At 73.7% G+C, this 12,123-nt stretch carries 11 protein-coding genes; 4 read left to right on the forward strand and 7 right to left on the reverse strand.

What is annotated here, in order from left to right; all coding sequences use genetic code 11:
• The first annotated feature begins 14 nt into the window (after positions 1-14).
• A complete protein-coding gene (locus IE108_RS17625; protein ID WP_064728456.1) occupies positions 15-1,022 on the forward strand; it encodes a GlxA family transcriptional regulator in 1,008 nt (335 codons plus the stop codon).
• 386 nt (positions 1,023-1,408) lie between these two features.
• On the opposite strand, the gene IE108_RS17630 is transcribed toward IE108_RS17625, so the two are convergent.
• From IE108_RS17630 to IE108_RS17640, 3 genes are all read right to left on the reverse strand, one after another.
• Positions 1,409-1,894 carry an ATP-binding protein gene (locus IE108_RS17630; RefSeq protein WP_064728457.1) on the reverse strand — a complete coding sequence of 162 codons (486 nt, stop codon included), beginning with the start codon at positions 1,892-1,894 and terminating at the stop codon, positions 1,409-1,411.
• A 514-nt stretch (positions 1,895-2,408) separates the two neighbouring features.
• Positions 2,409-2,921, reverse strand: a complete 513-nt coding sequence (locus IE108_RS17635; RefSeq protein WP_064728458.1) for an EF-hand domain-containing protein — start codon at positions 2,919-2,921, stop codon at positions 2,409-2,411.
• Positions 2,922-3,002: 81 nt separating this feature from the next.
• Positions 3,003-3,383, reverse strand: a complete 381-nt coding sequence (locus tag IE108_RS17640) for an STAS domain-containing protein (RefSeq protein ID WP_064731814.1) — start codon at positions 3,381-3,383, stop codon at positions 3,003-3,005.
• Positions 3,384-3,711: 328 nt separating this feature from the next.
• Between IE108_RS17640 and IE108_RS17645 the strand changes: the two genes are divergently transcribed.
• Both IE108_RS17645 and IE108_RS17650 read left to right on the forward strand, forming a co-directional pair.
• Positions 3,712-4,317: a sigma-70 family RNA polymerase sigma factor gene (locus IE108_RS17645; RefSeq protein WP_064728459.1), complete on the forward strand. Its 606-nt coding sequence runs from the start codon at positions 3,712-3,714 to the stop codon at positions 4,315-4,317.
• The gene (locus tag IE108_RS17650; protein WP_064728460.1) at positions 4,314-5,639 is read left to right on the forward strand and encodes a maleylpyruvate isomerase N-terminal domain-containing protein; all 1,326 of its coding nucleotides are present in this window, start codon (positions 4,314-4,316) and stop codon (positions 5,637-5,639) included. Before IE108_RS17645 ends, IE108_RS17650 begins: the two co-directional genes overlap by 4 nt.
• A gap of 167 nt (positions 5,640-5,806) precedes the next feature.
• Here IE108_RS17650 and purU read toward each other — a convergent pair whose 3' ends face one another.
• The gene (gene purU / locus IE108_RS17655; protein ID WP_064728461.1) at positions 5,807-6,700 is read right to left on the reverse strand and encodes a formyltetrahydrofolate deformylase; all 894 of its coding nucleotides are present in this window, start codon (positions 6,698-6,700) and stop codon (positions 5,807-5,809) included.
• Positions 6,701-6,761: 61 nt separating this feature from the next.
• Entirely contained in the window at positions 6,762-7,262 is a 501-nt protein-coding gene (locus tag IE108_RS17660; RefSeq protein ID WP_079163548.1) for an SCO4402 family protein, read from the reverse strand.
• Positions 7,263-7,379: 117 nt separating this feature from the next.
• Here IE108_RS17660 and IE108_RS17665 point away from each other — a divergent pair, with 117 nt between their 5' ends.
• Positions 7,380-8,696 carry an ABC transporter substrate-binding protein gene (locus tag IE108_RS17665; RefSeq protein WP_064728463.1) on the forward strand — a complete coding sequence of 439 codons (1,317 nt, stop codon included), beginning with the start codon at positions 7,380-7,382 and terminating at the stop codon, positions 8,694-8,696.
• Between the two features lie 51 nt (positions 8,697-8,747).
• On the opposite strand, the gene IE108_RS17670 is transcribed toward IE108_RS17665, so the two are convergent.
• Both IE108_RS17670 and IE108_RS17675 read right to left on the reverse strand, forming a co-directional pair.
• Positions 8,748-10,481 (reverse strand): hypothetical protein, encoded by a 1,734-nt coding sequence (locus IE108_RS17670; protein ID WP_064728464.1) that lies wholly within the window; start codon positions 10,479-10,481, stop codon positions 8,748-8,750.
• Positions 10,482-10,682: 201 nt separating this feature from the next.
• Complete coding sequence (locus tag IE108_RS17675; protein WP_064728465.1) at positions 10,683-12,068, reverse strand: NsdA family TPR-like regulatory protein; 1,386 nt, start codon at positions 12,066-12,068, stop codon at positions 10,683-10,685.
• Positions 12,069-12,123: the final 55 nt, after the last annotated feature.

Consider the following 12,123-nt stretch of genomic DNA (forward strand, 5'->3'; position numbering starts at 1 on the left):
GCTAGGATCGGGCCATGCCCTCCGACAGCCCGCCCCGCCCGCACCGCGTCGTCGTCCTGGCCCTCGACGGTCTGCTCCCCTTCGAACTGGGCATCGCGCAGCGCATCTTCGGCCTCGCCCGGGACGAGCTGCGGCGCCCGCTGTACGAGGTGGTGACCTGCTCGGTCCGGCCGCCGGGGCCGGTCGAGACCGACGCCGACTTCGCGATCCTGGTCGGGAACGGCCCGGAGGCCCTCGCCACCGCCGACACGGTGGTCGTGCCCGCCTCCTACGAACTGGGCCCGGTCTACGAGGACGGGGTGCTGACCCGGGAGCTGGCCGCCGCGCTGGCGCTGATCCGGCCCGGCACCCGGCTGGTCGCGATCTGCACGGGCGGGTTCGTGCTGGCCGCCGCCGGGTACCTCGACGGCCGTCCGGCGACCACGCACTGGTCCTCCGCCGAGCACTTCCAGCGGCTGTTCCCGAGGATCAGGGTGGACGCCGACGTGCTGTTCGTCGACGACGGCGACGTGCTGACCTCGGCCGGGGTCGCGGCCGGCATCGACCTGTGCGTGCACATCGTGCGCCGGGACCACGGCACGGCCGTCGCCAACGAGGTGGCCCGCCGGACCGTCGTACCGCCGCACCGGGACGGCGGGCAGGCGCAGTACATCGAGCGGCCGGTGCCCGATCCGCAGCAGTCCTCCACCACCGGTGCCCGCGCCTGGGCGCTCGGCCGGCTGGGCGAGCCGATCCAGCTGCGGGACATGGCCGCCCAGGAGTCGATGTCGGTACGCACCTTCACGCGACGCTTCCGCGAGGAGGTAGGCGTCAGTCCGGGCCAGTGGCTCACCCGGCAGCGGGTGGAGCGGGCGCGGTACCTGCTGGAGTCCAGCACCCTCTCCGTCGACCAGGTGGCGCGGGACTCGGGGTTCGGCACGGCCCAGTCGATGCGGCAGCACCTCCAGGCGGCCCTGGGGGTCACGCCGACCGCGTACCGCAGGACCTTCCGGACGGAGTTGTCCACAGCCTGTGGAGAATGAGCGGCGTCCGGGGAACACGACGCCCCGATGTGTCGGCCGGCGGCGCGGCGCTGTCGCCCCGAGCATGGCATCGCGCGCCGCCACCCGACTCCGGCGCCCCGCGCGGCCCCTTCGCCCCCGGGGAACCGCCGCCGAACAGCGACCCGCACTCGCCGAGGGCCCCGTCACCGGGCCCTCGTCGTCCCCTCGCGGCGAATCGCTGTCCACAAGCGTGAGGAAGCGGTCACGATCCGTCAACCGGAGATGGGGGTTTCATTCCTTTCGCCCGCGTTCGCCGGGGAAGCGCACGGAAGCACGCCCGGCGCACTGCCGCGTCACCGCCGGCCGCGTGAACACCGGCCGGGGGAAGCCGGACGCGTGAACACCGGCCGTGGGAACGCCGTCCGCTACACGGCCTCGTACGCGTAACCCTCGTACGCCACCGCGCCGCCGCCTGTCCCGCACTCCGGCGCGGTGTCCTCGCGCCCGGCGCAGCGGTCCAGTTCGCACCAGATGCGCTTGCCGGTGCCCTCCCGGCTCCAGCCCCAGCGGTCGGCCAGCCCGTCGACGAGGGCGAGGCCCCGGCCGCCGGTCGCCTCGTCGTCCACGCAACGGGGCACCGGGGCGCAGTCGCTGGCGTCGTCCACCTCGAGACGGACGGTGGTCTCCCCCGTCTCCCCCGGGTCCCCCGGCCGCGCGTCCGGCAGCACCAGCCGGAGCACGGCCGAACGGCCGGTGTGCACCACGGCGTTGGTGACCAGCTCGGAGACGAGCAGGATCAGCGTCTCGGCGAGGGACTCGTCGGACCGTATCGCCGACCCGGCGAGCCGTGAACGCGTCCACCGACGGGCACGCGCCACTTCGGAGGGGTCGGGCCTGACCTCCAGCTGCACTTGAAGCATCTGCACCGCTCACACCATCCGAACCGGCGGACACAAAGGCTCGCGCCTCACGTGGGCCACGATCGTAGCCATTGACAGCATGGCCAGATCAACGGCCGGGGACGGGATCACGGAACGTGATTCCCTTGTGGGACAGCATGGTTGACGTACAGTCACCCCAACAAGCGCTTCGGGCATATTCCAGCGCGAAGGAGTACCCGTGCGGCATACTGTGCGACGCGCTTTCCGGGGAGTCGAACAGGCGTCGGCCGACGGCCTCTCCACCCTGCGGGGCAAGGCGCGCACCGTCGGTTCCGGAGCCGCCCCCAGGGCTGCTCCGGCACGGCAGGCGCTCGCGACCACTCGCATCCCGTACAAGGTACCGGAGTGTGGCACCGACTCCGGGCCGTGACGGCCCACCCGGCGGACACAACCCGGTATCAACGCACAGTGACACCGTGGTGCCACGATCCGCGACATCCGCGCGCGGCGCGGGAGGCGTCGCGTGGCACCGCCGGGGCGCGCGCTACTCGGGAACGGTGAAGTACTGGGCGAAGGCCGGGACGATCTCCGCCTCCCCCACCTTGCCGTCGCCGTCGGCGTCGAGGCCGCCGGCGACCTCCCGGGCGGTGTCCCCGGGCACGCCGAGGGCGGTCAGCAGGCGGGCGGTCTCCTCGACGGTGGCGGACCCGTCGCCGTCGGCGTCGGCGACGAAGAGGGCGGCGTGCAGGAAGGGGCGGGCGATCTCGGCGAACCGCTCCGGCCTGTCCCGCAGGCGCTTGACCGCGCCCGTGACGAACTCCTCACGGGTGATGCGCTGGTCGCCGTCCCGGTCGGCGATGCCCGCGAGGCCCTGCCAGAGCGCCTCGGCACCGCCGTACAGCGCCTGCCCGCGGTCGGACCGGGCGGCGACGCCGAACTCGGCGAGGAGCGCCTTGGCGGCCCCGCTGAAGTCCGAACGGTCGATGTAACCGTTGCCGTCCTGGTCGAAGATGCTGAACCGCGCGGCGATCCTGCGCTCGTACTCGCTGTTGACCATGGTTCTCTCCGGCCGCCTCACGTCGGTGTCGGGTGCGTCTCGCCCGGAGCGTACGACGCCGGGCGCCGCCGCGGGCACGACTTACGCGGACAGGGGCCGCGACTCGTCCCCGGTCGCCGAGGCGAGGTCGGGGTGGCAGTCGAAGAGCCGGCGCACACCGAGCGCGCCGAGGACACGGTTGACGTGGGAGCCGTCGACGGCTCCCTGGGCCGGCAGTATCAGGCGCAGCCGGCCCTGGCAGGAGCGGATCAGCCGCCGGGAGGCGATGAGCACCCCGACGCCGCTCGAATCGCAGAACAGGACCTCGGAAAGGTCCAGGACGAGGCTGTGCCGCCCCTCGGCGACCTCGTCGTGCACCCGCTGCCGCAGCACCGGTGACGTCACCAGGTCCAGTTCGCCCGACACCTGGAGCACGGCCCACTGGCCCTGCTCGCCGCCGGTCACATTGAACGTCACCACCATGCCCTTCATTCGCCGGTACGTCCGTATTCAGCCGAAACGGAAGCCACGCCTACGCTTCTTGGCCGCGCGCCTGCCCAGCGGCCGTTCCCGCAAACACCCGGCCGGAAACGAGGCCCGATCAATAAAGGCTTGTTTCTGACTGTTTCGATCTCATTCGATCGAATCCGGTCGCACGATGGAGGGTAGTAGAAGCCCTTACCACCCGTGGCGGGCCGGGGGCGCACATTGCCACAAAGGGGCGTGCGCGGTCGGACGTGCCGACTACATTCGGGGAGAGAACGGCCGCAGGCTGGACGACGGCGGAACGGACGGGGGGTGGAGGGGCCGCATGGCGAAGAGGGACGTGAAGAGGGACGTGCCGATGCGCTGGGACCGCAAGATGCAGCAGCGGCTCGCCCGCGGCGAGGCCGCCGCCCTGGGCGAGCTGTACGACCGGTTCGCCTCGCTCGTGCACGGCCTGGCGCACCGGGTGCTCGACGACGAGCGGGCCGCCGACCGCATCACCCGGGACGTCTTCGCGCACGTCTGGGAGCACCCCGACGCCTACGACCCCCGGCAGGGGCCGCTGCGCACCTGGGTCGCCACGCTCACCCACCGGTTCGCCGTGCAGCGGCTGCGGGCCACCGAGACCGCCGCGCTGGCCCGCGGGGGCCCGGGGACCGCCGAGGAGCTGGAGCTGAAGGTGCGGCACGCCTCGGTCGCCGCCCGCGCCGACTACATCGTCCAGTCCATGCCGGCCCCGCTGCGCGCCGCCCTGGAGCTGGCCTACTTCCAGCGCCGCGACTACCGCCAGACCGCCGCCGACCTCGGCGTCACCGAGGACGAGGCCCGCCGCCGCCTGCGCCTGGGCCTCCAGCTCCTCTCCACCGCCCGCGACGCCCCCACCGCGCCCGAGGCGCCAAAGGCCCCGCCGGGATACGGGGGCGCGGCATGAGGCCCCGGGACGACGACGCGGAGGACGGCACGGGCGAGGCCGGGGGGTTTCGCGGCGCCGGGGGCGCCGGAGGTGCCGGTGAGTACGGGGACGCCGGCGGGCCCGAGGGCCCCGGAGGCTTCGGAGGGCCCGGCCCTGGGGACGGGCAGCCGCGGATACCGCTGCCCCGGGCCTCCGTCGAGGACTCCGGGCAGCCGCTGCCCGACGTGGTGCCCGTCGTGCTGGAGCACCACGTGCTGACCTCGCTGCTCGGCGCGTGGGCCCTGGCCGCCTGCTCGGCCGAGGAGGCGTCCGCCGTCGAGGAGCACATCGGGGACTGCGCGGCCTGCGCCGACGAGGCCGTGCGCCTGCGCGAGGCGGTCACGCTGCTCCAGCGCCCCGAGAGCCTCGACCTGGACCCCGCCCTGCGCACCCGCGTCCTGGACGGCTGCCTGGAGCGGCGCCCGCCGCGCATCCCGGTGCCCGAGTGGGCCGCTCCGTACGACGCCGAGACGGCGCGGCTGGACGCGCTGCTCCAGGACATCGGGGACGCCGAGTGGCACGCCCCGGTCCGGCTGCGCTGGTTCGAGGCCGACGGCCCCGCGAGCCGCCGCACCACCGTCGCCGGTGTCCTCGCCCACCTGCTCACCGTGGACGGCGCGGTCGCCGTCGGCCTCGGCCTGGCCGACCCCATGGGCGAGATCACCGCCGCCGGCCGCGGACCCGCCGCGCGCACCGAGGCGTACTGGCGGGCCTCCCACTACCCGCCCACCCGCCTGGTCCGCGCCCCCTGGCGGGAGCAGAGCCACGGCATCGTGCGGACGGTGTCGTTCACCGGGGACGAGGGCGGGATGCCGGTCTCGTACGGCGACTTCGAGCTGCCGCTGCGGGACGCGATGCTGGACCGGGCGTTCGAGTGCTGGGTGCACGCGGAGGACATCGCCGAGGCGGTGGACTACCCGTACGAGCCACCCGCCGCCCGCCATCTCAACCGCATGATCGACCTGGCGGCCCGGATGCTGCCGGGTGCCCTCGCGGCCCGCCGCCGGGCTGGTCTCGCGGCGCCCGGCGGGCCGCACCTGGTCACCGCGGGGGAACCCGGGCGCAGCCTGCGGCTGGAGATCGAGGGTTCGGGCGGCGGCGAGTGGCTCATCCCGCTCGACGCCCCCGGAGCGGTGGGCTCCGCCGAGCACGAGGTGGCCCATGTCGCCCTGGACGGCGTGGAGTTCTGCCGCCTGGCCGCGGGCCATGTGCCTCCGGCGGATGCGGCGGCGGGGCAGCTGGGGGACCGGGAGGCGATCAGGGACGTGCTGTTCGCTGCCGCGAGCTTGAGCAGGATGTAGGGGGCGGTTGCGGGTTCGTCGGCGGGTGCGGGTGATCGGTGGCTGGTCGCGCAGTTCCCCGCGCCCCTTGAGGTACGTGCGGTGAGCGCCCCTTCAGGGGCGCGGGGAACTGCGCGAGCAGCCACGATCCACCCGCACCCGCCGACGCGACGGAACCCCCCGCCCCGCTAGGCGAAAACGACCGTCCGGTGCCCGTTCAGCAGAATCCTGCGCTCCGCGTGCCACTTCACGGCCCGCGCCAGCGCCTGGCACTCCACGTCCCGGCCCACCGCCACCAGCTGGTCCGGCGTGACGTCGTGGCCCACCCGCTCGACCTCCTGCTCGATGATCGGCCCCTCGTCGAGGTCGGCCGTCACGTAGTGCGCCGTCGCGCCGATGAGCTTCACGCCCCGCGCGTGCGCCTGGTGGTACGGCTTCGCGCCCTTGAAGCTCGGCAGGAAGGAGTGGTGGATGTTGATGATCCGCCCGCTGAGCTGCTTGCACAGGTCGTCGGAGAGGACCTGCATGTAGCGGGCCAGCACGACGAGTTCGACGTCCTCCTCGCGCACGATCTCCAGGATCCGCGCCTCGGCCTCCGCCTTGGTGTCCTTCGTCACGGGGACGTGGTGGAAGGGGATGTCGTAGGAGCCCACCAGCTCCGCGAAATCGGTGTGATTGGACACCACCGCCGCGATCTCCACCGGCAGCGCCCCGATCCGCGCCCGGAACAGCAGGTCGTTCAGGCAGTGCCCGAACCTGCTGACCATGAGCACGATGCGCATCTTCTCGTCGGCCCGGTTGATCTGCCAGTCCATGTGGAAGGCGTCACCGATCGCCGCGAAGCTGGCGCGCAGCTTGTCCACGGTCACCGGGGCGTCGCCCGAGAAGTGGACGCGCATGAAGAACAGACCCGTGTCGTGGTCGCCGAACTGCTGGCTGTCCTCGATGTTGCAGCCGGTCATGAAGAGGTAGCTCGACACGGCGTGCACGATGCCCTGCTTGTCGGGGCAGGAGAGGGTGAGGACGTACTGGTCGGCCGGTGCGGCGGCCGGGGAAGCGGCGGCGGTGGACTGCTCGGTCATGCTGGACAGGGTCCCATATCCGGCACCCGGGACCGATTCCCGTCCCGCCAGGCGGACCGGCTCAGACCGCCCGCGTCATGATCTGGAGCAGCTCCAGCGAGCGCGGCTCCGCCTCCGGGTCCTCACCGTCGCTCGCGGCCAGCCGCACGTGCGCGTCGCGCGCCGCCCGTACCGCCTCCGGCCAGTCCGGGTGGTCGAGATAGGCGTTCACCGCCGCGTCCGGACCCACCTGGTGCATGATCCGCAGGACCCGGAGGACCGCGGTGTCGACCAGCGCCGCCTCCTGGGAGTCGCGGAAGACCGTGCCGACGTACTTCTCGGCGGACCAGTGGTCCAGCCAGGTGTCCTCCACCAGGCGGTACACCGCGTCCGTGACGTCGCCGTAGCCGTCGACCCCGGCCAGCCAGACGTCACGCTGGAAGGCGGGCGCGGAGAGCATGTGCAGCGCGGAGCGCACCTGACTGCGCCAGCGCCACCACGGCATGTCGTTGAGAGGCATGCCGCCCATGGTGGGGGAGCGACGGCCGCGACGGGAAGACTTCTCCGAACCTTGCACGGTCATCGATCGTACGTTCCTTCCCCCACGCGCCCCACCGGCCCCCGCAATTCACCTCCGCGTCACCACGCGTTGACCGCAGGTCACTTCCAGGTTAGCCGCGTGAGGGAATCGTGCGGGTACATGACCGGCAGGCGACCCTCCCGCAGCGCTCACCCCGGCGGCCTCCGCCGCCGCTTCCGGGCCACCCGGACCGGACTCCTGTCCGCGGGCGCGCTGGTGGCGTGTGCGTCGCTCGCCGCCGGCTGCGGGGTCGTCCCCGGTACGACGGGGGGTTCCGGGGACGACCCGATCACCGTGATGACCTGGGCCCCGCAGGACACCGGCGCGACCAACAAGCCGGGCATGCCCGCCCTCGCCCAGGCCTACGCCCGCTGGATCAACGACCGGGGCGGTCTCGACGGCCGCAGGCTCAACGTGCTGACCTGCAACGACCACAACGACAGCGTGGCCGCGGCCAAGTGCGCCCGCCGGGCCGTCAAGGAGAACGCGGTCGCCGTGGTGGGGTCCTACAGCCAGCACGCCGACTCCTTCTTCCCCGTGCTGGAGGGCGCCGGAATCCCGTACATAGGCGGCTACGGCATCACCAACACGGAGTTCACCAGTCCGCTGTCCTACCCGGTCAACGGGGGCCAGCCCGCGCTGCTGGCCGGTCTCGGCAGCACGCTGGCCCGGACCTGCGGGCCGGTCGCGCTCGTCCGCCCCGACACCATCGCCGGCGACCAGCTGCCCGTGCTGCTCGACTCGGGCCTGACCTCGGGCGGGCACGAGCGGGCCCAGGACCAGCGGGCGGCGGAGGACGCCACCGAATACGGCGGACAGTCCCAGCGGGCGCTGGAGCGGACGACCACCGACCCCGAGGACCCGGGATGCGTGGTGCCCGTCCTCGGGGACCGCACCGGCACCTTCATGGACTCCTTCCGCCGGGCCCGCGCCGAGCACCCCGAGGTCCGCACCGCCACCGTGCTCGGCAGCGTCGACCAGACCACGATCAACGCGAGCGGCGGACCCTCCGGCCCCTACGAGGGCGCGTACGTCACCGGCTGGTACCCGTCGGTGAGCGACCCCGCCTGGAGCGGGATGAAGAAGGTGATCAAGGAGGAGGCGTTCGGCGACAACGACATCGACGCGGCGGACGCCGGGGTGCAGACCACCTGGATCGCGTACACCGTGCTCGCCGAGATCGTCGGGTCCCTCGGGGACGGCGAGGTGAGCGCCGACACCGTCCGGCGCGCCCTGGACGGCGGGCTGAAGGTCGGCACGGGCGGGCTCACCCCGTCCCTCCAGTGGACCTTCGCCGACAAGCTCGCCTCGGTCGGCTTCCCGCGCCTGGTCAACGCCGAGGTCACCCTTCAGGTCGTCCGGGAGGGCCGCCTGGTGTCGGCACGCGAGGGCGCCGTGGACACCACCCGCGTGCTCCAGAACGCCGACGTGAACTGAGCGCTCCGACGGCGTGACCCGGGCGGGCCGCGGGGCGGCCCGCCCACCGGGTCAGAGCTGGGTCGGCTGGCGCTCGGTCAGGCCGTACTCCTTGGCGATCGCGTTCCACAGCCCCGCGGCCTCGGCCTTCTCCTTGCTCGCCGTGCCGCTGTCCCGGTTGCCGGCCTGCGTGTGGCTGGTGGTGCGGGCGGCGCCCTTCTTGCAGCCCTTCTTCCCGGCCGTCTGGTCGGCCCAGGCCGCGTAGTGGTTGTCGGCCGACGCCGACGCCTGCCAGGCCTTGTTGAGGGCGGCGGTCAGCTCGGTGTGCCGCGGCAGCTTGTCCACCGAGAGCTTCCCGAGGCTCGCGACCAGTCCGGTGCGCTGCTTCGCCGCCTCGCGCAGGTCCTTGGCGGCCTGGGGCAGGTTGTCGCAGGACTTCACGTCGCCGACGGCCCTGATGACGGTGGTCCGGCCGTTGCCGCTCTCGGCGAGCAGCTTGTCCAGCTCCACGGCCTGCTGCCGGACCGGGTCGGCGGACTCGGGCGCGGAGGCCGACGCCGACTCCGAGGCCGGGGCGGTGGCGGAGACCGGCTGGTTCTCGCTCTTCTCGTCGTCGCCTCCCCCGCCGGCCATCATCGCTCCGGCGCCGACACCGACGACCGCGAGGGCCACGCCGACGGCCGCGATGAGCGGCACGCGCGAGCCGCCCCGGCCGCCGCCACCGCCGTCGTTCCCGCGCCGCCTGCCGCCACCGCCACCGCCGCCGCCCGGACCCTGCGGGACGTACGCGGACGGGCCGGAGCCGCGGTGCGGCTGCGGCTCGTCGAAGCGGGGCATCTGCTGCGTGGCGGAGGCGGGGCCGTCGGCTCCGGGGGCGCCGCGGAAGAGGTTGTCGAACTCGGCGGGCGGCTGCCGGCCCTCGTCCCCGCCGGGCGCGGCGCCGTAGGGGCCGCCGGGCACGGGCGCGATGTACTGCGTGGCCTCGGCGTCGGAGTGGGCGGCGGGCGGGGACTGCTGCCCGGCCGCGGGCGGTGCGGGGTACTGCGGGGCGCGGCCGAGGAACTGCGTCGACTCGGCCTGCGACTGCGCGGGTCTCTCCGGCGGCAGCGCCCCCGGCCCCACGGGCGGTATGTGCGGTATGTACTGCGTCGCACCCTCGTCACCGGAGGCGGCGACCGGCGGGATGAACTGGGTCGCGCCCTCGTCGGCCGGCGGCGGAAACCCGTGGCCCTGCTGGTGCTGCGGCTGCTGGTGCGGCTGGGGTCCGGGCTGCGCCTGCGCGTACGGGGGCTGGGCACCGTACGCCTGGCCGTGGGGCTGGTCGCCGTAGGACTGATCGCCGTAGGACTGATCGCCGTACGACTGGTCGCCGTACGACTGGTCGGCGTAGGACCGGTTGCCGGCCGGTGCGCCGTACGCCGGGGGCTGCGCGCCCTCCGGGGGGAGCGGGCCGGGGCCCGCCGGGGACGGCAGGGCTCCGTGGTCCTGCGCCGGGCCGGACTGTGCGGGCGGCCAGGCCTGCGGCTGCGCGGGCGGCCGCGCCGTCTCCGGGGTCTCCCAGGGCTGGGCGCCGGAGGGGCCGGGCCAGCCCTGGTCGGACTGCGGGCTCTGCTGCTCGGGGCCCCACGGGCGGTCCCAGGCCTGGCCGCCGGGTGGCGCCGAGGCGGGCACGGGACCGCCGGCCTGCGGGCCGGCGGAGCCGCCGGTCATGCCGGGCAGCAAGGGCTCGCCACCGTCCGAGGGCAGCACGATGCCTTCGCGCGCTTGTCGCGCCGAGGGCTCCTCGCCCTGTCCACTCTGCGTCACCGGGACTCCTACGAATGGGGGACCTTCGGAATCGTCGGCTCACGCTACCGGGTCCCCCGAGCCCACTGCCACGCCGCCTGGGGCGTCAACTCTTTCCCTGTGACGGCGGTAACAAAACCGGGCCGCGGCACGCTGGTCACGTTCCTTCGCGATCATCGCGCCGGAGTTTCACGTGAGTTCACGCGGCCGCGGCCCGTCCGTTCACGCGGCGGCCTGGAGATCCAGCCGCGCCCCGAACTCCCTGACCACGGATTCCTCCCGGTAGGGCTCCAACCGGGCCTGGAAATCCTCCAGGTACTCGGCACCCCGGTTGGACCGCAGGGTCTCCAGCAGCTCCACCGCCTTCGTCGCCGTGTTGCAGGCCTGTTCGATCTCCCGCTGCTGCACCTGGGCCGTGGCCAAGAGCACATGCCCGATCGCCCGCCGGCGGGCCCGCGACTCGGGGTGGCCGTCCAGGGACTGCCGCGCGTACCGCGCCGCGGCGTCGGCCTGGCCGAGGTCGCGGTGGCAGTGCGCCAACTCGTCGGCGAGATAGGCCTCGTCGAAGTGCGCGATCCACACGGGGTCGTCGCCGGAGGACGGATCGGCCGCCTCCATCGCGCCGACCGCCCGCCCGGCCGCCTCGTGGGCCGAGCGCACGTCGCCGAGGAGCGCGTGGCCCCGGGCCTCGGCGGCGTGGAACATCGACTCCGCGCGCGGCGTCACCCGCCCGCGGGCGCCCTCCTGCGCCGCCCGCGCCAACTGCGCGATCTCCCGGGGGTTTCCGAGCTGCGCGGCCAGGTGGCTCATGGACGCGGCCAGCACGTAGCCGCCGTAGCCGCGGTCGCCGGCCGCCTGCGCGAGCCGCAGCGACTGGATGTAGTACCGCTGGGCCAGGCCGGGTTGGCCGGTGTCGACGGCCATGTATCCGGCCAGTTCCGTCAACCGGGCGACGGTGGCGAACAGTTCCCGCCCGACCGCCTCCCGGTAGGAGCCGGCGAGCAGCCCGGAGACCACGCTGTTCAGGTAGTGCACCAGCACCGGCCTGACGTGACCGCTGCCGTACTGGTGGTCCAGGTCCGTCAGCGCCTGTGTCATCGCCCGCACGGCCGCCACGTCGGAGGGCCCCACCCGCGGTCCGGCCGAGCGCGAGACCTGCGAGTCGGGGGCGGAAATCAGCCAGTCCCGGCTGGGTTCCACGAGCGCGGAGGCGGCGACGGACGAACCGGACAGGAAGTCCCGGCGCCCCACGTCGCTGCGCCACAGCTCGCAGACCTGCTCGATGGCTCCCAGGACCGTCGGCGAGAACTGGAGGCCGACGCCGGACGCGAGGTTCTTGCCGTTGGCCATGCCGATCTCGTCGATCGTGACCGTGCGGCCGAGCTTGCGGCCCAGCGCCTCGGCGATGATCGCCGGCGCGCGGCCCCGCGGCTGCTGGCCGCGCAGCCAGCGGGCCACCGAGGTCTTGTCGTACCGCAGGTCGAGACCGTGCTCGACCCCGCACACGTTGACCCGGCGGGCGAGGCCCGCGTTCGAGCAGCCCGCTTCCTGAATGAGCGCCTGCAGTCGTTCGTTCGGCTGCCGCGCGACGAGAGGCCTTGCGGCCATGGCGTAACCCCCATGCGGTCTCATGCGGTCTCGATGCTGTCCCGGCGGATCGTGG

Source organism: Streptomyces parvulus, from assembly GCF_014648855.1.
GTDB classification, from domain to species: Bacteria; Actinomycetota; Actinomycetes; order Streptomycetales; family Streptomycetaceae; genus Streptomyces; species Streptomyces parvulus.